This window comes from Novosphingobium nitrogenifigens DSM 19370, assembly GCF_000192575.1.
In the GTDB taxonomy this organism is placed as follows: Bacteria; Pseudomonadota; Alphaproteobacteria; order Sphingomonadales; family Sphingomonadaceae; genus Novosphingobium; species Novosphingobium nitrogenifigens.
Map to the genome: position 1 here is coordinate 230,280 of NZ_GL876935.1, position 20,179 is coordinate 250,458.

The window sequence follows — 20,179 nt, forward strand, 5'->3', positions numbered from 1 at the left end:
GATCAGCCCCCCTTCTTGCGCTCGAGCGCTTCGGCGACGATCGCCTCGACCAGCGTCGCATAATCCATGCCGAGCGCGCGCGCCTGTTCAGGCACGAGGCTCAAGGGCGTCATCCCCGGCTGGGTGTTGACTTCGAGCAGGAACAGCCCGTCGATGCCCTGTTCATCGTCCCAGCGGAAATCGCTCCGGCTGGTACCGCGGCATCCGAGCAGGCGATGGGCTTTGAGCGCGATGTCCTTGCACGCCTGCGCAATCTCTTCGGGAATGTCGGCGGGACAGATGTGATCGGTCATCCCGTCGGTATATTTCGCGTCGAAATCGTAAAAACCCGACTTCGGGCGCAGTTCGGTCACCAGCAGCGCGCTGTCGCCCAAGACCGCCGTCGTCAGCTCGCGCCCGCGGATATAGGGCTCGGCCAGCAAGTGATCGAAAGCCTGCCACGGGCCCACCGTTTCACGCCCGATCGGATTGCCGTAGTTCCCTTCAACCGTCACGATCGCCACGCCGACCGAAGAGCCTTCGTTGACGGGCTTGAGCACATAGGGACGCGGCAGCGGGTCACGGACAAAAATGTCCTCGCTCTTGACGATGCGCCCACCGGGCATCGGAATGCCGTGCGGGACCAGCGCCTGCTTGGTCAGTTCCTTGTCGATGGCAATGACCGAGGCGGTCAGGCCCGAATGGGTATAAGTAAGCCCCATCAGGTCCATCATGCCCTGCACCGTGCCATCTTCGCCCGGCGTCCCGTGGAGCGCGTTGAACACGACATCAGGCGCGGCCTCGGCCAGACGTTGGGCGATGTCGCGCCCCATGTCGATCCGCGTCACCTTGTGCCCGCGCGATTCCAGAGCGTCGGCGACGCCGTTTCCGCTCATCAGCGAGACCGGGCGCTCGTTGGACCAACCGCCCATCAGCACCGCGACATGAAGTTTCGGCAAAGTCACGACTGCTGATCCTCGCTCTTGTTACCCACGCGTTTGATTTCCCAATGCAATTCGACGCCCGTCGCGTCTTTCACGCGTTGACGGACCAGTTCGCCGAGCGCCTCGATCTCGGCGCTGGTGGCTTCGCCGGTGTTGATGAGAAAGTTCGTATGTTTCTCGCTGACTTGCGCGCCGCCCAGTTCGAGGCCGCGACACCCGGCCCGATCGACGAGTTCCCAGGCCCGGTGGCCGTCGGGGTTCTTGAACGTCGAACCGCCCGTCCGTGTGCGCAAGGGCTGCGATGCTTCGCGCGCCGCCGCGATCCGTTCCATTTCCGCCTGAATAGCTGCCGGGTCGCCCGGCTCGCCACGGAACCGCGCAGCAACCACGATCGCCCCTTCGGCAAGGTCGGAATGGCGATAGGCATAGCCCAGATCGGCAAGCGAGAGCGTGACCAGGGCGCCAGAGCGCAGGACAACGTCGCAATCGACCAGAATGTCCTTCACTTCGCGACCATAGGCCCCGCCGTTCATCCGCACGAAGCCGCCAACGGTTCCCGGAATCGAGCGCAGGAATTCAAGCCCGGCAATCCCGTTGTCGCGCGCGGTCGAGGATACCAGCACCCCCGAAGCGCCACCGCCACATTCGAGCGTCACCCCGTCGAGCGCCTTCACCCCGGCAAAGGCCTTGCCCAGACGGACGACCACCCCCGGAACACCGCCGTCGCGCACGATCAGGTTGGAGCCGAGCCCCAGCGCCATGACCGGAATCTCGGGAGCAAGGAAGGCAAGAAAGTCCTGAAGATCGGCGGTATCGGCAGGCTCGAACAACCATTGCGCCGCACCGCCCGCCTTGAACCAGACGAGCGGAGCGAGCGGCGCGTCGGCCGTCAACTTGCCGCGCGGCGCTTTCACGCCATGGCCCTTTCGCGCCGGATCGCATCGGCAAGGCCCGCCGCCCAACGGGTGATGTCGCCTGCGCCCAGACACACGATCATGTCGTCGGCGCGGACCATCGGCGCCAGTTCGCGGGCAAGTTCGCCGACTCCGGCAATGCTGTGCGCACTGCGATGGCCGCGCGCCTTGATCCCTTCGACCATGACCGCCGCATCGACACCCTCGATCGGCGCTTCGCCTGCGGCATAGACCGGCGTGACGAAGACGACGTCGGCATCGTGGAACGCGCTCTGGAACTCTTCCATGTGATCGCGCAGGCGCGTGAAGCGATGGGGCTGCACCACTGCGATAACCCGTCCGCGCGCACCCTCGCGGGCTGCGGCGAGCACCGCCCGGATTTCGACCGGGTGATGGCCATAGTCGTCGATCACGGTAACAAGACCGCCGTCGACCTCGATCTCGCCGACTTTGGTAAAGCGGCGCTTGACCCCGCCGAACTTGGCGAAACCGTCCCGGATAACGTCGTCGGCAACGCCCATTTCGCGCGCGACCGCAATCGCGGCCAGTGCGTTCTGCACATTGTGGCGCCCCGGCATGGGCAGGACGATGTCCTCGATCCGGTGGAACGTGCCGTCGCGCTGGCGCAGGACGGCGGTAAAGCGATTGCCGCCCGGGACCGGGATCACCGCTTCGCCGCGAACGTCCGACTGGGCGGAAAAACCATAGGTAATGACCCGCCGGTCGCGGACCATCGGAATGATCGCCTGAACCACCGGGTGATCGATGCACAGCATCGCCGCGCCATAGAACGGGACGTTCTCGATGAACTCGACGAACGCGGCCTTGACCCGGTCGAAGCTGCCGTAGTGATCGAGATGTTCGGGGTCGATATTGGTGACGACCGCGATCGTGCCGTCGAGACGGAGGAACGAACCGTCGCTCTCGTCCGCTTCGACCACCATCCAGTCGCTGTCGCCCAGACGCGCGTTCGAACCGTAGGAATTGATGATCCCGCCGTTGATGACCGTCGGGTCGATCCCCCCGGCGTCGAGCAGGCACGCGACCATCGACGTCGTCGTGGTCTTGCCGTGAGTCCCGGCTACGGCGACCGTGTTCTTGAGCCGCATCAGCTCGGCCAGCATTTCCGCGCGACGCACCACCGGGATGCGCGCTTCCAACGCTGCGACCACTTCGGGATTGTCGCGACGGACCGCCGTCGAGGTCACGACCACCGCCGCACCCGCGACATTGGCCGCCGCATGGCCGATCATCACGGCAATCCCACGCTTGCGCAGACCTTCGACGACATAGCCTTCGGCAATGTCCGAACCCTGCACCGAATAGCCCATGTTGTGCATGACTTCGGCAATGCCCGACATGCCGATCCCGCCGATCCCGACGAAATGGATCGTGCCGATTTCAACGCCAACACCCTTCATGCCCCATTCTCCTGCCCGGCAGAGGCGCGCGCGGTGGGGATCCGGGCACTGGCGACCGGAGCGGCGGCCGTTGCCGCCTGCGCCTTCGACCGCCCGACGCGGATCACATCCATGATCGGTTCACCCCCAAAACTTTCGACCAGATCGGCCAGATCCTCGACCGCATCGGGCAATCCGCAATTCCACGAGGCATGGGCCGCATTGGCCAGCGCCTCGGGCTTGAGCGCGATCGCCTGGATCTGCTTGGCGAGTTCCTTGGGCGTGAAGCTGGTTTGCTTGATCGCGCGCGCACCGCCTGCCCTGACCAGTTCACGCGCATTGGCGCTCTGGTGATCGTCGGTCGCGATCGGCAGGGGCACCAGAATGGCCGGACGCCCGACCGCCGTCAGTTCGGCAATGGTCGAGGCGCCGCTGCGCCCGATGAACAGGTGCGCTTCGGCAAGGCGGCTCGCCATGTCCTCGAAATACGTGCCCAGTTCAGCAGGGATCTGATGCCCGGCATAGCGCGCGCGCACGGCCTCGAGGTCTTCGGGGCGGCACTGCTGCGTCACTTGCAGACGATGGCGAAGCGCGGGCGGCAACATCGCCAGCCCATCGGGTACCACTTCGGAAAGGATCGAGGCGCCTTGGCTGCCGCCGGTCACCAAGACGCGCAGCACGCTGTCCTCGTCGAGCAGCGGGAACGGTTCCTTGCGCAGTTCGAGCACTTCGGCCCGCACCGGATTGCCGACCATGTGGACTTTATCCGCCCACTTGGCGGCGAGGCGTTCGACAGCGGGATAGGCCGTCGCGATCGCGTTCACGCGTCCGGCGAGCAGGCGATTGACCCGCCCCAGGACCGCATTCTGTTCGTGAATGACCGAGGGGATCTTCGCAGACTGCGCCGCCAGCAAGGCCGGGAGCGCGGGATAGCCACCAAACCCGATCACGCAGGAGGGCTGAAAGCTCTCGAACAGGCGCAGCGCCATGGCCCTGCCCTGCCAGATCGCGCGCAGCCCCTTGAACAGGGCGACCGGGTTCTTGCCCAGACGCCCGGCAGGCAGGACATGGGCTGGCAGGAACGAAGGCTTGCCCGGAATGCGCGCCCCGCGATCATCGGTGATGAGCGCCACATGATGGCCCCGCCGCTCCAGCTCGGTCGCCAGCGCGAAAGCGGGGATGAGATGGCCGCCGGTGCCGCCTGCGGCAAGCACGTAATGGCGCGAAACCCTGGTCATAGTTGAGCCGTCATGTTTTGGGGCCGGTCCTTCGGATCGAGCGTATCGCGCGACAGATAAGGGTTGCGACGCGTGATGGCGAGCAGGAACCCGACGCCGAGCAGCAAGGCGATCGTCGAAGATCCGCCATAGCTAATCAGCGGCAGGGTCATCCCCTTCGACGGGAAGAGCTGAAGGTTGACGAGAATGTTGATGAACGCCTGTCCGGCAAGCTGCGCGGTCAGCCCCGAAGCCGCCAGCACGGTGAAGAGATCATCCTCGTCCAGCAGCCGCAACAGGACCCGCATCACGATCGCGCAATAGATCAGCACGATCACCCCGCACATGATGAGACCGAATTCCTCGCCGATCACCGAGAAGATGTAGTCGGTATGCGCTTCGGGCAAAGCCATCTTGCGCGTACCCAGCCACAATCCGGTGCCGCCCCACCCGCCGTTGAGCAAAGTGCGCATGGCAAGGTCGACCTGGTCGAACTCGCTGCCGCCCGAAAGGAATGCGTCGATGCGGTGCGTCGCGTTGGGATAGAAGAGATAGGCCGCGATCACGCCCACAACGATCAGGCCGATCGCCCCGACGATATGCCGAACCGGCAGGCCCGCCAAGAGAACGAGCACGAACCACACCGCCATGAACAGCACGGTCGAGCCGAAGTCGGGCTGCGCCATCAACAGGACCGCAACGAGCCCCATCAGGGCCATCGAAATCCCGATCACCGGAATGTTGGGATCGCGGGCGCGCCAGGACAGGATCCAGGCCAGCGCCACGGCAAAGCCGGGTTTCAGGAACTCCGACGGCTGCAGGCTGATCCCGAGATTGAGCCAGCGCCGCGCCCCTTTGACCTCGGTCCCGACCAGCGGCACCAGAACGAGCCCCATGATCATCGCCGCAGCCAGAATGATCGCCACGCGCCGCGCCGTTTCCTTGGGCAGGACGGACGCTGCAAACATGGTGAGCAACCCGAGCGAGAGCCAGCGCAAGTGCAGCCAGAAGAAGTAGAGGTCGCCGAGCGACTTCTGCTGGGTGGACAGGCGATGCGCACTGGCCGGAGACGCTGCCGCCACCGCGACTGCACCGATCGTCACCAGCAAGAGCACGAGCCCAAGGAGGACCCGGTCGATTTCCCGCCACCAGATGACCAGCTCGCTGCGGCGGCTTCGGCGATAGCGGTTGGCGCGTCCGATGACCCGCACCCCGCCGTCGCGGGTGGGAACGGGAACGGCGCGGGTGGGCGTTGCGTGAGCAGTGGCCATCACGACCTCGCAGACGGCGGGCGGGAAGCAGCCCCCGTCCCGTCGGGACAGGGTGCGTCGCGATCGGCGATCAGTGCCGCGACGATCTCGCGGAAAGCGTCGCCCCGTGCCTCGAAATCGCGGAACTGGTCGAAACTCGCACAGGCAGGCGAAAGCATGACGACGTCGCCCGGTTTGGCCGCCGCCATCGCGTCGCGCACCGCGTCGCACAGCATCTCGCTGCGCCGGACGGGTACGTGATCACGAAGGATCTCGGCAAAGCGCGGTCCTGCCTCGCCGATGGTATAGGCCTCAACCACGTGGTCGAACCACGGGGCGCAATCGTCGAGATCGTCGCCCTTGGGCACGCCACCGCAAATCCAGTGGATGCGCGGATAGGCTGCCAGCGCGGGCGCGGTCGAGGCGGGATTGGTCGCCTTGCTGTCGTTGACGAAGAGCACGCCGTCCACCTCGACAACGCGTTCCATGCGATGCGGCAGACCGACGAAACTCGCGAGCGCAGGGCGCCAGACCGCTTCGGCAATACCCAGCGCCTCGGCAATGGCAACGGCAATCGCCGCATTCTGAAGGTTGTGCGGCCCCTGCAGCGAGGGCCAATCGGCCTGCCCGGAAAGGAGCGCGGGATCGGGGCGGTGAACGAACCGCGCCTCGCGCACATGGGCGACCGCGTCGGCAATCGCGCCGGTATCAGCGTCCCCGGTCCCGAACACCGCATGCTGGTCGGGACGCTGCATGGCGAACAGCCGGGCTTTCGACGCCGCATAGCCTGCAAACCCGTCATAACGGTCAAGGTGATCGGGGCTGATATTGATCAGCGCAGCGACATCGGCTTCCAGCGAATACGTGAGGTCGATCTGGTAGCTCGACAGTTCAAGGACATAGACCCCACCTGCCGGAAGCGCTTCCTCCCCCAGAACGGGAAGGCCGATATTGCCGCCCATGCGTGCCGGGAAGCCCGCCTCGCGGCAGATGTGATGAACCAGTGCGGTCGTCGTCGACTTGCCGTTGGTCCCGGTGATGCCGACCACGCGATGAGGCGGCAATTCCGGGCGAATGGCGGCGAAAAGCTCGATGTCGCCGATGACGGGAACACCATGTGCAGCCGCATGGGCCGTGATCGGATGACGGTTGAGCGGAACGCCGGGCGAAACCACCACACCGGCAAATCCAGTAAGGTCGATCGTCAGCGGATCGACGATCGTCGCTCGCCCCTCGAACGCGGCACGGGGTTCTTCGCGACTGTCCCAGACCGTCACCTCCGCTCCGCCGGCAAGCAGGCTTTCGGCGCTGGCAAGGCCCGAACGGGCCAGTCCCAGAACCGCATAGCGTTGTCCGGCAAAGCGGGAAGAAGTGATCATCGCGTTCCTTGTGCTTTCAGCACGGTTTGAGCCGGGCGCCTCAGCGCACCTTGAGCGTTGCCAGTCCCAGCAGGGCGAGGACGATCGAGATGATCCAGAAGCGGATCACGACGGTCGATTCCTTCCAGCCGAGCTGTTCGAAATGGTGATGGATCGGCGCCATGCGGAACACCCGCTTGCCGGTCCGCTTGTAGACGAAGACCTGCACGATCACCGACACCGCTTCCATCACGAAGAGGCCGCCCACGATCGCCAGCACGACTTCATGGTGGACCGAGACCGCAATGACCCCGAGCGTCCCTCCCAGCGCGAGGCTGCCGGTATCGCCCATGAACACGGCGGCCGGAGGCGCATTGAACCACAGGAACGCAAGTCCCGCGCCCATCACCGCGGCACAGAAAATCGCCAGTTCGCCCGCCTTGGGCACATGGGGAATACCGAGGTAATGGGCATAGTCGGCGCGGCCCGCGAGATAGGCGATGATCGCGAACGTCCCCGAAGCGATGATGACCGGCATGATCGCGAGCCCGTCGAGCCCGTCGGTCAGATTGACCGCATTGCCCGCGCCCACGATGACGAAAGCGGCAAAGACGTAATAGAACGGCCCCATCGGGATATAGAGATTGCTGAACACCGGGACGTAGAGATTGGTCTCGGTCGTCACCAGCGCCACCGCAACGCCCGCGACGATGAATTCGCCGAGCAGGCGCAGCTTGGCCGGAACCCCCTTGTGCGCGTACTTGGTGACCTTGTCATAGTCGTCGAGGAAACCGATGAGGCCAAAGCCCAGCGTCACGGTGAGGCAGGCCCAGACGTAACGGCTGCCCAGGTCCATCCACAAAAGAAGCGCGACCGAGAGCGCGATGACGATCATCAGCCCGCCCATAGTCGGCGTCCCGCGCTTGGCGAGATGCGATTGCGGGCCGTCGGCGCGGATCGGCTGCCCCTTGCCCTGGCGGATGCGCAGCATGTTGATGAAGCGCGGCCCGATGACCAGCCCGATGACCAGCGCCGTCATCAACGCGGCACCCGACCGGAACGACTGGTACCGGATGAGATTGGTCAGGCCCTCGAAATGGAGCCACTGGGCAAGAATATACAGCATTCAGTTTTCCCTGGTCGCCCCGTGGCCACCGTTCGTATCCGCGCTTTCGCCGTTCCGCGCGATCAAGGCCTTGACCAACGCGCCGAGCCCGACCGAATTCGATCCCTTGACGAGGATGGCGTCCCCGCCTTGCGGACCGGCTGCGGCCAGGCATTCTGCCGCTTCTGCGGCGGTGGCGACGTGGACCATGTCAAACCCGGCGGCAAGCGCGCCTTGCGCATTTTTCCCCAGCGCGTCGGCGAGTGCCGCCATTTCGGCGCCGACGAGAACGACGCGATCGATCCCGGCCGCCGCAATCGGTTCCGCAAGGGCAGCGTGATAGGCCGCCTCGCCCTCGCCCAGCTCGCGCATGGCTCCCAGCACCGCCACCCGGCGCCGGGCCGGAGTCGCGCCGAGCGCGGCGATCGTCGCGCTCATCGAGGCGGGATTGGCGTTGTAGCTTTCATCGATCAGCAGCGCCTTGCCCGAACCGTCGCCGCCGCTCGCAGCGATCGCATGGCGGGCGCCGCGTCCGGGCAGACCGGCCATCTCGGCAAGCGCCAGCCCCGCCGCGCCGAGATCGCCGCCGACCGCCGCGACCGCCGCCATGACCGCCAGCGAATTGGCGGCCCAATGCGCGCCGGGCTGCGCCACGGTATAGCACAGCTTGCGAGCGGCCCCGGTGCGGGCGGAAAATTCGGCCGTGACGAGGGTTCCGCCGGTCACGGTCGGCAACGCGTCGACAAGCCGGACATCGGCATGCTCTGCCGTGCCGAACGTGATGACCAGCCCCGCATGACGCTGCGCGTGGGCGACCAGCAGCGCACAATGGGGGCTGTCGGCCGGCACGATCGCAACCCCGCCCGGCTCAAGCCCTTCGAAAATTTCGGCCTTGGCTTCGGCAATCGCCGCTTCGCCGGAGAAATGGCCGATATGCGCGGGCGCAATTGTGGTGACGATGGCGACATGCGGCCGTACCAGCCGGGTCAGCGCGGACAGCTCGCCCGCATGGTTCATGCCCATCTCGAACACGCCAAAACGCGTCCGGGCAGGCATCCGTGCGAGGCTGAGCGGCACCCCGACATGGTTGTTGTAGCTCTTGACCGAACGATGTGCCCGGCCCCGGCTCGACCGGTCAAGCGCGGCAAAGAGCGCTTCCTTGACCCCGGTCTTGCCCGCAGAGCCGGTGACGCCGATCACTCGCGCAGCCGGATCGAGCCGCGCCCGTGCCGCGCGGGCCAGAGCTTCGAGCCCCGCCATGGTATCGGCGACCAGCACATGGGGATGGGCAACGGCCTGTTCGACCAGAGCCCCCGCCGCCCCTTTCAGGAAAGCGCCGTCGACGAAGCGATGACCATCGGCGTTCTCGCCCTTGAGAGCGATGAAAAGATCCCCTTCCATCACCTCGCGGCTGTCGAACGCGCAGCCCGAGACGGCAAAGTCGCCACCACCGAGCTTGCCGCCCGTTGCCGCCGCGATGTCCGCTGCACGCCACAGAGCCGTCCCGCGATTGTCGTCGGGTTCCACCGGCCAATCCAGCACCGCGTCTTCCACTCGGCTCATCCCGTGCACTCCCGCACCACCGCCACATCGTCGAATGGCAAAGTCCGGGCCGCGTCGCCACGCCCGATCACTTGCCCCTGCTCGTGCCCCTTGCCCGCGACAAGGACGATGTCGCCCTTTCCGGCTTGCGCAATCGCCTCTGCAATGGCCGCGCGGCGATCCCCGGTTTCCCGGGCCACGCCCGTGCATCCGGCCAGAACCGCCGCGCGAATGGCCGCCGGATCCTCGCCACGGGGATTGTCGTCGGTGACAATGACCAGATCAGCCCCCGCACAAGCGGCAGCCCCCATCGGTCCGCGCTTGCCCGGATCGCGATCCCCCCCGGCACCGAAGACGACGATCAGACGTCCTTCGACATGGGGGCGCAAGGCAGCGCAAGCCGCCGTGATCGCATCGGGCGTATGGGCGTAATCGACATAGACCGGCGCGCCGGTCCGCGTGATCGCGGCGCGCTCAAGGCGTCCCCGCACCGGCTGCAACCGCCCGAGCGCGTCGAAAGTCTGTGTCGGATCGCCACCGGTCGCCAGCACAAGCCCTGCCGAAACCAGCGCATTGGCCGCCTGATAGGCGCCGATCAGCGGAAGCGTGATTTTCCGCGCCTGGCCTTCGTGCACGAGATCGAGCTGCTGTCCAAGCAGGGTCGGCTTGCGCCCGACAAGGCGAATGGTTTCGCCCCGCTCCCCGACCGTCAGCACGCGCAAGGCCCGGCGACGGGCATGGTCGATCGCGCGGTCCGACCATTCATCGTCAGCCCAGACAACGGCCGCACCGCCTTCGCCGACGACTTCGTCGAACAGGCGCATCTTGGCGGCAAAATAGGCTTCCATCGATGGATGATAGTCGAGATGGTCGCGCGACAGGTTGGTAAAGGCCCCCGCTGCCACAACAGGACCTTCGCTGCGGTACTGATCGAGCCCATGGCTGGAGGCTTCATAGGCAAGATGCGTGATGCCCTCACGCGCGAGACCCGACACATTCGCCAGAAACGTGACGATGTCGGGCGTGGTCATCCCCGTCGAAATGCTCTCATCCGCAGTGGTGACGCCCAGCGTTCCGATCGAGGCCGAACGATGCCCGGCCATGCGCCAGATCTGGCGAGTCATTTCGACGGTCGAAGTCTTGCCGTTGGTGCCGGTGACGGCAACCACCGTTTCGGGCACCGGCGTGAAGAAACCGGCCGCAATGCGCGCGAACAGGCGCCGCGGTTCCGCATCGGGAATATGCACCGCGCCCTCGACCACCGCCTCGGGACGGGCAACGACCGCAACCGCTCCGGCGGCGATCGCAGCTGGAATGAAATCCTCGCCATTGACGCGTGCGCCGGGAAAGGCGCCGAACACCGTACCGGGCGCGACTTTGCGATGGTCGATGGCAAAGCCGGTCACGTCGATCCCGTCGCATTCGACCGGGACCGGGTCGAGACCGGCTGCTGCAACGAGGGCGGCCAGTTTCATTCGCCATCTCCATTGGCAACAAGCGGCGTCAAATCAGACACGTCGACATCGCGTTCCGCATCGGGAACCACGCCGAGCATGGGCCCCACGCGTCCGACGACCCGGCCGACGATCGGCGCCGCGTTCCATGCCGCCGTGCGCTGACCTGACGTTGCAACCGTCGCCTGCGGTTCGTCGAGCATGGCGATGACGACGTAGCGCGGACGATCCATCGGAAAGGCAGCTGCAAACGTGGCGATCAACGACGTCTTCTTGTACCCAGCGCCCCTGCCGCCCGCCTTTTCGGCCGAACCGGTCTTGCCCCCGACGCGGAAGCCAGGCGCATCGGCCTTTCGCCCGGTGCCGTCGACCACGATCAGGCGCAAAAGCTGGCGAATGCGGGCGCTGGTCGATGCCTGGAACACCCGGCGACCGGCCGGAACGTGTGCCGGATCGACCTTGTAGAGTGTCGAGGGACGCCAGATCCCGCCGTTGACCAGCGCCGCATAAGCCGCTGCGAGGTGCAGCGGCGTAACCGCGATGCCGTGGCCATAGCTGACCGTCATCGTGCGCAGGCGCGGCCAGTCGCCCTTTGGCCAGATCGGGAAGCCGCGTGCGGGCAATTCGACCGTCGGACGGGCATTCATCCCGAGCGCAAGCATGGTCTGGCGCAGGCGCGCGCCGCCCAGCTTGTCAGCGACTTGCGCGGTGACGATGTTGGACGAATGAATCAACGCCTCGGGCACATTGAGCGAGGCGCCGAAATTGTGGCTGTCGTGAATGGTGAAGCCGTCGATCTTGAGCGGAGCGGCCGAATAGCGCACGGCAAGATCGGTCACGACACCCGCGTCGATCGCCGATGCAATAGTGATCGGCTTGAACGCCGAGCCCAGTTCATAGACTTCGTTCGAGGCGCGGTTGAATACCAGCGCATTGCGCGCCAGATCCCCACGGTTGGGATCGAACGAGGGCAACGAGGCCATCGAAATCAACTCGCCGGTATCGACGTCGAGAATGATGCCCGCCGCGCCCTTGGCATGGGTTTCGAGCATCCCGCGCGACAATTCGTCCTCAAGCGCGCCTTGCGCCCGCGAATCGATCGACAAGGTCACCGGCTCAGCCCGATGCGCCGGGTCGGTCAGACGCTGGTCGAGCACTTCTTCCATGCCGAGCTTGCCATGGCCGTCGGCATCGACATAGCCCAGAACGTGCGCGGCCAGCGAGCCTTGCGGATAGAACCGCTGCGTCTCGCGCGGGAATTCAAGAGCAGGCTCGCCCAGCGCGAAAACCTTGTTCGCTTCCTCGGGCAGGACGCGACGGCGCAGATAGGTGCCCTTCCCCGTCTTCAGCTTGCCCAGAACGTCCGCGTAATCGAGATCGGGGAAAATCTGCGACAGCGCGCGCGCCACTTCCTCGGGCGTCTTGACCAGCGGCGACCCGTTTTCGCCGAGTGCCTTGGGATTGAACCACAGCGAATAGGCCGGAAAGGCACGCGCGAGCGGAACCCCGTTGCGATCGAGGATTTCGGCGCGCGGCGGCACCAGTGCCTCACCCAGAGGACCATGTTCGGGCGCCTGCTGAACGATACCGAGCTGTGCGATCCGCACGAATGCGGTCAGCGTGAAGAAGACGAAACCGATCACCACCCACAGCAACCGGGTTCTTGCCGTTGCCAATGAACGCTGACGCAAGTTGGCGAGGTGCAACCGCCCGCTGGTTATCGCGGTCGCCTTTGCCGTACCGTTGACCTGAGTGGAATGGGCCAGGGTCACCTTTTCGTCTTCGCGTCCTTCAGTGCAAGTTTGATGAGCGGCGAACCATTCGCCGCCCGGCGATGCGGATCGAGCCCATGCGCCTTGACAGGCGCCGCGCTCGCCACACGATCCTTAGGCCGCGCTGCATGGGCGGCAAAAGCCCCGGCATGCGGCTTGTCCACCGTCGACTTCGCCTTGGCGGGCTTTGCCTTGACTGCGGTTGCAAGCGCGGGCCGTTCATGGCTCGGCTTGCGGCTCGCGTCCTTCTCATGGCCTGCCTTTTCATGAGCCGCCTTTTCGTGGGTGCTCTTGGCCGAAGCCCCCTTCTCATGGGCAGCCTTGGCATGGTCCTTGGCGGAATGTGCCGGCGCAGTCGACTTCACCTTGTCCACATGCCGGACGGTTCCCAGACGATCACCAAGAGCAGCAAGGCCACCGGCCGCAGCAGCCACCCCTGCGGCACGTGCCCGATGTTCAGGCGCAGCCGGTTCGTCGGCACTTCCGTGCGTGTCCGACGAATCATGAGCATCCGAGGTGTCGCGCGCAGCCTCGACCGCTTCGCCCAAGGGCTTGCCCGACAGCGGCGAGACCATCGCCGGGAATACTGCCGGAACCCCGCTGTCATCCGCGCTCGCGACCCGCACCGGCGCAGGCGCACCAGGCTCGACCGGCTTCGAATAGGCGGCAAGCTGGCGTTCGTTGTCGAGATATTGCGCGGCCGTGGGCGCCACATATCCGAATTCGACATCGTTCCACGACTTCAGCTGCTGCTGGTTGGCGCGGGTTTCGAATTCGGTTTCGAGATACATCGTCTCCTGCTTGAGCGCGATGATCTTGAGCTGGGACTGATGCACCTGGCTGCGCAGCGCATTCACCCGGAATGCCAGCACCATCACCAGCGCCGCGCAAAACAGCAGCACCGCGATCCAACCGATCGAACGCAGGCGTTGAGCGGGGACGATCATGCCGAATGGCTCCCTGACTGACGGGCGGGCGCGTCACTGCGGACGGCCCAGCGCAAAGTGGCCGAACGTGCGCGCGGATTGCGCGCCAGTTCTTCCTCACCCGGCCGGATCGGTGAGGAAGGCTTTTCGAAAACGGGACGTGCGGTGCTGGCAAGCACCGGCAGATGGCGCGATCCGGCAGGGACGAGCCCCGCCGCTTCGCGCAGGAACTGCTTGACGATGCGGTCTTCCAGACTGTGGAAGGTAACCACCGCAAGGCGTCCGCCGGGCGCAAGCACGCGCTCGGCCGCAGCAAGCCCGGCGGTCAGTTCATCAAGCTCGCCGTTCACATGGATGCGCACCGCCTGAAAACTGCGGGTCGCCGGATCCTTGGGTGCCCCGGGGCGATAGCCGAGTGCCTTGCGCACGACTTCGGCAAATTGACGCGTCGTCGTCAGCGGGCGTGCCGCGACGATCGCCCGGGCGATCCGCCGCGACTGACGCTCTTCGCCGTAGATATAGAGAACGTCGGCAATCGCGGCTTCGTCGGCGGTATTGAGAAAATCGGCGGCACTGGGCCCTTCCTGCGCCATCCGCATGTCGAGCGGACCGTCGCTGGAAAAGGCAAAGCCGCGATTCGCCTGATCGAGCTGCATCGAGCTGACGCCGATGTCAAAGACGACGCCGTCGACCTGCTCCACGCCCGCTTCGGCAAGGCCCTCGGCGAGTTCGGAAAAGCGACGGTGATGAAGGACAAGCTGCGGATCCTCGCCCGCGCACTCGGCCAGCAAGCGCCCGGCGGCAATCGCGTCGGGATCACGATCGAACGCATGGACCCGCGCACCCGCAGCAACCAGCGCGCGCGAATAGCCGCCCGCGCCGAAGGTGCCGTCGACCATGGTCATGCCCGGTCCGGCGCCCAGCGCGACCAGCACTTCATCGATCAGAACGGGAATATGCGGGGACGTCGCGTCAAAACCGGTCACTTGCGCTTCCCCCGTCCACCACGTCCCTGTCCTTCGGCCATGAGCGCACGGCAGGTTGCCTTGGCGCTGTCCCAGCCCGGGCCCATCGCAAACAGCACATCGGGCGACCAGATCGTGAAATTGCTGCCTCCGCCATGGAAATAGAGCGCCTCGCCCACCTGCGCCTGTTCGGCGAGATGGTCGGGAAGGACGAAGCGTCCCGATTCGTCGAAGGTCGTGCGCAAAAAGCCGTAAAGCTGGGCGGCGCGTTCATCGGGATCGAACGGCTCACCGCGCTCAAGGGCGACGCGCTCTTCGTGCAGGATCTGATCGGCAAAGCTTTCGGCGCGGGACAGGCCGAAACCCACGAGACAGGGCAGCTTGTGATGCTTGTCGAGACAAAGAATACGCTGGTCGTCAGAAGCCGCGCGGACAGTATTCCGGAAATCTGCAGGCAGGACAAAGCGGCTCTTCTCGCCACGCGGCGAAAAGCCCTGCCCCCAATACTTGGACGGAACACCCGTCACCCGCGAAACCCCCGACTTGTCGAGACAAAACACCTTCGACCCGCCGTGCGCACTGCACGGCAGCCATTCCCCCACAGATGCAATGAGGCTGCTGTCCCGATGGACTTAGTCTTATCGCGGGCAAGGACGGGCGACAACGGGAATTTACGGGATAAAGCGGTGAAACGTTGATTCTACGTGCCTACCCGTAGCACCTCCAAAACGGAGTGATCGCGCAAGGCGCAAAAGTTGCCCGCCGAATAACCATCAAAAGCGCAGATTTCCGTCATTTCAACTTGGCGAAGAGAAGCGGAAGCAGGGATTTCAGGTCATTGTCCCGCGTTTTCCCGTAAAGTCGCCCAAAAGAGGCGATCAGGCCGACAACCCGTGCGAATCGGCGCCGCGCGACGACAGAGAATCACAACGGCCCGCATTTTCCCGCAAAAGGCATGCGGGAGAATGCGGGCCGCCGGAAAACGCAGTGCGTAGATGCAGTCGGCAATCAGGCCGAGCGAGAAGCCCCCAACCCCGGTCTCGACGTCAGTGCGCGGGCTTGGCCTGCTTGTTCGCGGAGTCGCCGTTTACGGGAACTTCCGGGGCGACTCCGAGATCAGCCAGGGGATCATTGGCCGCGGCCGGGGACGCCGTCCCCGTTGCACTCGGGCCGCTGACGACCACGCCCTGATCTGCGGTCTGAACCCGATCCATGATCACGCTGGCAAGGCTGACCAGCAGGAGCATCGCGGCAAGCCCGAAAATCCCGACCTGAAGACGATGAATACCTTGCGACCGCAATTCGCGGGCTCCGGGATGGACATGATGGTGCGGCGCCTGAAGCGTGGCATCGGCCACGGGCGTCGCTTGACGACGACGCAACCGCGTCAGTCGTTCCGATGTCATGCTGAACAGCGCCATCGCGCGTCAGATTACATCAACGCTTGAGCCAGGGGAAGACCGGCAGTCCTTTCGCTTCCAGCCAGGCCGGATTGTAGAGCGAGGACAAGTAGCGGAAGCCGGTGTCACACAGGATCGTCGCCACGCGGCTGCCTTTGCCCAACTGCTTGGCGAGCGCCACCGCACCGGCAATGTTGATCCCGCTCGACAGGCCGAGACAAAGCCCTTCCTCGGCAAGAAGACGCGAAACCCAGCTCAGGCCTTCCTCGTCGGAAATGCGGAACTGGGTGTCGATCGGCGCCCCTTCGAGATTGGCGGTGATCCGGCCCTGCCCGATTCCCTCGGCAACCGACGACCCTTCGGCCTTGAGCTCGCCATGGGCATAGTAATTGTAGAGCGCCGCACCGTGAGGATCGGTCAGCGCAATGGTGATGTTCTCGTCGAACGCCTTGAGCCCCAGCCCGGTGCCCGCGATCGTGCCGCCCGTCCCGGCCGCACAGGTAAAGCCGTCGATGCGGCCTTCCATCTGCGCCCAGATTTCCGGAGCCGTGCTTTCGACGTGAGCGCGGCGGTTCGCGATATTGTCGAACTGGTTGGCCCAGACTGCCCCTTCGGTTTCCTCGGCGATGCGGCGGCTGGTGTGAACGAAATGCCCCGGGTTGGAAAACGGCGCGGCGGGAACCAGCACCAGTTCGGCACCCAGTGCCCGCAGGGTGTCCATTTTCTCGCGCGACTGGGTCTCGGGCATGACGATGACGGTGCGATAGCCGCGCGCGTTGGCGACCAAGGCCAGACCGATCCCGGTGTTTCCCGCAGTCCCTTCGACAATTGTGCCGCCGGGCCCAAGCGCACCACGTTCTTCCGCGTCGCGCACGATCCACAGCGCCGCGCGGTCCTTTACCGAGGCCCCCGGATTGGCGAATTCACACTTGCCGTAGATCTCGGCTCCGGCGGCTTCGCTCGGCCCCCGCAGCAGGACGAGCGGCGTATTGCCGATCAGCGAGAGAGTGTCTGGGCGCACGCCGGTAACGCAGGGTGTGTTGGGATTCATGAGCCCCGAGGTAGAAAAGAGCGCGGGGCTCGGCAATTGAAAAAGCGCTCTGCCCCCCAAAGCGCAGCTTTGTCGCCCCAGCCCCCTGGCTGCAAGCCGTCCTATTCGCGCGAAGCCCGGATTGCAGCCCCGGCCGCGAAGGGCGCAATGGCGACAGCGACCAGACTGGCCGCCCCCAAGAGCACGAGGCCGTCCGCCCCATCGGGCTGCAACGACCCCGCACCGAAAATGAGCAAGGGCACCGCCAGCGGAATCATCAGCAAGCCGCCGAGCGCAGCACCGCCGCGCAGCCCCGCAATCAGCGCCGCAATAGTGACGCCGATGGCAGCAAGCCCCGGCGTCCCGAGCAGAAGGCCGATTTCCACGCGCCCGAGTTGCCAGCCGTCGAGCGAAAGCAGGCCCGCCGCGATCGGAGTCGCGAGCAGCAGCGGCCCGCCAAAGCTGATCCAGTGGGCAGCGATCCGCACCAGCACCAGCGCCTCCTCGGACAATCCGCGCAAGGCCCACTGGTCGAACAATCCGGCCTCGATGTCCGGTTCGATCAGGCGGTCAAGCGGCAGGATCGCCGCCAGCAGCGCAGCGATCCAGACCACCCCCGCCCCGGTCCGGGCCAGCAGGCGAGCGTCGGGTCCGACGCCGAACGGATAGAGCATCGCGACCGAAAGGAAGAACAGCAGCGGCAGCAGGGCCCCGCCCCGCCCGCGCGCACCGCGCAGGAGCAACCCAAGGTCGCGACGAAAGATGAGAGCGAGTTGCCGGGGTGCCTGTGCCATGATTGCCCCTCAGCCGACATGATCCAGCAACGGCAGGACTTCCAGCCGTTGCAGTTCGAGCGGTTGGTGCGACGCGATCACGGCGATGCCGCCCCGCGCGCGATGCGCCTCGATCGCCGCTTGCGCCGCCGTTGCCCAATGCGCATCGAGCCCGTTGAGCGGTTCGTCGAGCAACCAGATGCGTGCGCCGCCGGTCGCAAGGCAGGCGAGCGCCGCCCGCTTGCGCTGTCCCGTCGACAGATAGCGCACCGGCACATCGAGCAAGTCCTCGAGCCCGAAGTCGTTGCAGACGTCCGCCGCCCCGTCGAGCTGACGCCAGAAATCGAGCGCCGCGCCAAGCGGGCGGTGCACGTCAAGCGGCAGACGTTCGTCGCTCAACGCCATGCCCCCTTCGGCTTCGACATGTCCGGAAAACGGCCGCAAAAGCCCGGCAAGAATGCGCAGCAGGCTCGATTTACCGATCCCGTTCGGCCCGGCAAGATGGAGCGCCTCGCCCGAACGCAACCGAAAACCCACACCGCGCAGGAGAACCCGATCGCCACGGCGGCAGGAAATGTCATGAGCGGCAAGGCGGCAGGATTGCATGACGGGCTGCGATACGGGAAACCCGGTTCCCGAACAAGAACCGCCAAGGGGAAGTTATCCCGCCATGAGCCTCACCCGCCTGAGCCCCGCAGAATGCGACGAAGGCCTTGCCCGGCTGCCCGCGTGGAGCCTTGCCGACGATGGCCTCGCCATTACCCGTCGCTTCCTCTTTTCCGACTTTGCCGAAGCCTTTGCCTTCATGACACGCGTGGCGATCCTGGCCGAGAAGGCCGATCACCACCCCGAATGGTTCAATGTCTGGAACCGCGTCGACATTCGCCTGACCACGCATGACGCCGGGGGCCTGTCCCGACGCGACCTTGCCCTGGCCTCGGCAATCGACCGCTTTGCGGGATGAAATGCGCCTAAAGCGCAGGATTGTTATAGCAGTGCCAGGTAAAGATCGCGACCGAGCCGCGATGCGGGCGCCAGTCGTCGGCAAGGCTGCGGGTCGTGCGTTCGTCGGGCCGCTCGGGCAAGTCGAGCAGCTTTGCCAGACCAACCTGAACCGCAAGATCTCCGGCCGGCCAGATGTCGGGACGCCCTTCGGCAAAGAGCAGGTAGATTTCCGCCGACCAGCGACCGATCCCCTTGATCCGGGTAAGCAGTTCGATCGCTGCCTCGTCATCGCCGGGGAGCGCCTCGAAATCGATCGCCCCCTCTTCGACCAGTTCGCACAACGAGCGCGCGTAGCCCTGTTTCTGGCGCGACAGGCCACAGGCCCGCAGATCGTCGAAGGATGCCGCCAGCACGGCTGCTGGGGCCATGCCCTGCCCCAGCAGCGCCTCGAGCCGCGACCATACCGACGCAGCCGCCGCCACACTCACCTGCTGCCCCACGATCGTGCGCAAGAGCGTGCGCCAGCCACGGTCACGGATGCGCGGCTCGGGATAGCCGACGCGCGCCAGAGCCCGCTCCAGAGCGGGAGCCTGTGCGGCAACATGATCCATCCCGGTACGGATCTGGTCTGCGGTCAATCCCATTGCGTGTGGTCATCCTCTCGTGCCCTGCGCATGTCCCGTCGCCGGGCCGGTGCCCCTTCCTTTTTGACGTCGCAGCGGGGCAGACTTGCCAAAGCCCTGCCCGAGCGATAGCAGCCCTGCCCAAAGGCGACCAGCCGCGTTACGGTCGATCGACCGCGATGGCTGAGCCAGACCAGACGGAGACCTTGACGATGCCGAAGCTGACTGTCGTGAACCGTGCCGGCGAAGAGACCACCATCGAGGCCTCGACCGGCCTTACCGTGATGGAAGCGATCCGCGACAACGGTTTCGACGAACTCCTTGCCCTGTGCGGCGGCTGCTGCTCGTGCGCGACCTGCCACGTCTATGTGGACCCGGCATTCGCGGGTCAGTTCGGCGCGATGAGCGAAGACGAAAACGACCTGCTCGACAGCTCGGAGCACCGCAACGAAACGTCGCGCCTGTCCTGCCAGCTGTCGATCACCGACGCTCTCGACGGCGCCCGGATCACTATCGCTCCGGAAGATTGAGCCCGGAACGACCAGTCTGGACACATGACCAGAAGGCCCGCTTGCTCACCGG

20 protein-coding genes are annotated in these 20,179 nt (G+C 65.5%); 2 read left to right on the top strand and 18 right to left on the bottom strand.

Annotated elements, in window-relative coordinates:
• Window positions 1-2: 2 nt before the first annotated feature.
• The 17 genes from Y88_RS17230 to ccmA all read right to left on the bottom strand — a co-directional run bounded on the left by Y88_RS17230 (window position 3) and on the right by ccmA (window position 18,635).
• Entirely contained in the window at window positions 3-944 is a 942-nt protein-coding gene (locus Y88_RS17230; RefSeq protein WP_008071573.1) for a D-alanine--D-alanine ligase, read from the bottom strand.
• Window positions 941-1,837, bottom strand: a complete 897-nt coding sequence (murB, locus tag Y88_RS17235; protein ID WP_008071574.1) for a UDP-N-acetylmuramate dehydrogenase — start codon at window positions 1,835-1,837, stop codon at window positions 941-943. The genes Y88_RS17230 and murB overlap by 4 nt, the downstream gene beginning before the upstream one ends.
• On the bottom strand, window positions 1,834-3,258 hold the full coding sequence (murC, locus tag Y88_RS17240; protein WP_008071576.1) for a UDP-N-acetylmuramate--L-alanine ligase: 1,425 nt from the start codon (window positions 3,256-3,258) through the stop codon (window positions 1,834-1,836). Before murC ends, murB begins: the two co-directional genes overlap by 4 nt.
• Entirely contained in the window at window positions 3,255-4,475 is a 1,221-nt protein-coding gene (gene murG / locus Y88_RS17245) for an undecaprenyldiphospho-muramoylpentapeptide beta-N-acetylglucosaminyltransferase (protein WP_018075597.1), read from the bottom strand. The genes murC and murG overlap by 4 nt, the downstream gene beginning before the upstream one ends.
• Entirely contained in the window at window positions 4,472-5,725 is a 1,254-nt protein-coding gene (locus Y88_RS17250; protein WP_018075596.1) for an FtsW/RodA/SpoVE family cell cycle protein, read from the bottom strand. Before Y88_RS17250 ends, murG begins: the two co-directional genes overlap by 4 nt.
• Window positions 5,725-7,083, bottom strand: a complete 1,359-nt coding sequence (murD, locus tag Y88_RS17255) for a UDP-N-acetylmuramoyl-L-alanine--D-glutamate ligase (RefSeq protein WP_008071579.1) — start codon at window positions 7,081-7,083, stop codon at window positions 5,725-5,727. The genes Y88_RS17250 and murD overlap by 1 nt, the downstream gene beginning before the upstream one ends.
• A 40-nt stretch (window positions 7,084-7,123) precedes the next feature.
• Window positions 7,124-8,188, bottom strand: a complete 1,065-nt coding sequence (mraY, locus tag Y88_RS17260) for a phospho-N-acetylmuramoyl-pentapeptide-transferase (protein ID WP_008071580.1) — start codon at window positions 8,186-8,188, stop codon at window positions 7,124-7,126.
• Window positions 8,189-9,730 (bottom strand): UDP-N-acetylmuramoyl-tripeptide--D-alanyl-D-alanine ligase, encoded by a 1,542-nt coding sequence (locus Y88_RS17265; RefSeq protein WP_018075595.1) that lies wholly within the window; start codon window positions 9,728-9,730, stop codon window positions 8,189-8,191.
• Window positions 9,727-11,184, bottom strand: a complete 1,458-nt coding sequence (locus Y88_RS17270) for a UDP-N-acetylmuramoyl-L-alanyl-D-glutamate--2,6-diaminopimelate ligase (RefSeq protein WP_008071582.1) — start codon at window positions 11,182-11,184, stop codon at window positions 9,727-9,729. Before Y88_RS17270 ends, Y88_RS17265 begins: the two co-directional genes overlap by 4 nt.
• Window positions 11,181-12,935 (bottom strand): peptidoglycan D,D-transpeptidase FtsI family protein, encoded by a 1,755-nt coding sequence (locus tag Y88_RS17275; protein WP_008071583.1) that lies wholly within the window; start codon window positions 12,933-12,935, stop codon window positions 11,181-11,183. Before Y88_RS17275 ends, Y88_RS17270 begins: the two co-directional genes overlap by 4 nt.
• Window positions 12,932-13,882, bottom strand: coding sequence for a hypothetical protein (locus Y88_RS17280; RefSeq protein WP_008071585.1), 951 nt, complete (start codon window positions 13,880-13,882; stop codon window positions 12,932-12,934). Before Y88_RS17280 ends, Y88_RS17275 begins: the two co-directional genes overlap by 4 nt.
• Window positions 13,879-14,847, bottom strand: a complete 969-nt coding sequence (gene rsmH, locus Y88_RS17285; RefSeq protein WP_008071587.1) for a 16S rRNA (cytosine(1402)-N(4))-methyltransferase RsmH — start codon at window positions 14,845-14,847, stop codon at window positions 13,879-13,881. Before rsmH ends, Y88_RS17280 begins: the two co-directional genes overlap by 4 nt.
• Complete coding sequence (locus Y88_RS17290) at window positions 14,844-15,386, bottom strand: division/cell wall cluster transcriptional repressor MraZ (RefSeq protein ID WP_008071589.1); 543 nt, start codon at window positions 15,384-15,386, stop codon at window positions 14,844-14,846. The genes rsmH and Y88_RS17290 overlap by 4 nt, the downstream gene beginning before the upstream one ends.
• A gap of 486 nt (window positions 15,387-15,872) precedes the next feature.
• Complete coding sequence (locus Y88_RS17295) at window positions 15,873-16,232, bottom strand: hypothetical protein (RefSeq protein ID WP_232281132.1); 360 nt, start codon at window positions 16,230-16,232, stop codon at window positions 15,873-15,875.
• A gap of 31 nt (window positions 16,233-16,263) precedes the next feature.
• Complete coding sequence (locus Y88_RS17300) at window positions 16,264-17,277, bottom strand: cysteine synthase A (RefSeq protein ID WP_008071592.1); 1,014 nt, start codon at window positions 17,275-17,277, stop codon at window positions 16,264-16,266.
• A 101-nt stretch (window positions 17,278-17,378) separates the two neighbouring features.
• Window positions 17,379-18,050, bottom strand: a complete 672-nt coding sequence (gene ccmB / locus Y88_RS17305) for a heme exporter protein CcmB (RefSeq protein ID WP_008071598.1) — start codon at window positions 18,048-18,050, stop codon at window positions 17,379-17,381.
• Between the two features lie 9 nt (window positions 18,051-18,059).
• Window positions 18,060-18,635: a heme ABC exporter ATP-binding protein CcmA gene (gene ccmA, locus Y88_RS17310; RefSeq protein ID WP_008071605.1), complete on the bottom strand. Its 576-nt coding sequence runs from the start codon at window positions 18,633-18,635 to the stop codon at window positions 18,060-18,062.
• Window positions 18,636-18,699: 64 nt separating this feature from the next.
• On the opposite strand from ccmA, the gene Y88_RS17315 reads away from it, so the two are divergent.
• The gene (locus Y88_RS17315) at window positions 18,700-18,993 is read left to right on the top strand and encodes a 4a-hydroxytetrahydrobiopterin dehydratase (RefSeq protein WP_008071606.1); all 294 of its coding nucleotides are present in this window, start codon (window positions 18,700-18,702) and stop codon (window positions 18,991-18,993) included.
• 7 nt (window positions 18,994-19,000) lie between these two features.
• Here the strand turns inward: Y88_RS17315 and Y88_RS17320 are convergent, their stop codons facing one another.
• A complete protein-coding gene (locus Y88_RS17320) occupies window positions 19,001-19,618 on the bottom strand; it encodes a DNA-3-methyladenine glycosylase family protein (RefSeq protein WP_008071607.1) in 618 nt (205 codons plus the stop codon).
• Window positions 19,619-19,809: 191 nt separating this feature from the next.
• On the opposite strand from Y88_RS17320, the gene Y88_RS17325 reads away from it, so the two are divergent.
• Complete coding sequence (locus Y88_RS17325) at window positions 19,810-20,127, top strand: 2Fe-2S iron-sulfur cluster-binding protein (protein ID WP_008071608.1); 318 nt, start codon at window positions 19,810-19,812, stop codon at window positions 20,125-20,127.
• The last annotated feature ends 52 nt before the right edge of the window (window positions 20,128-20,179 follow it).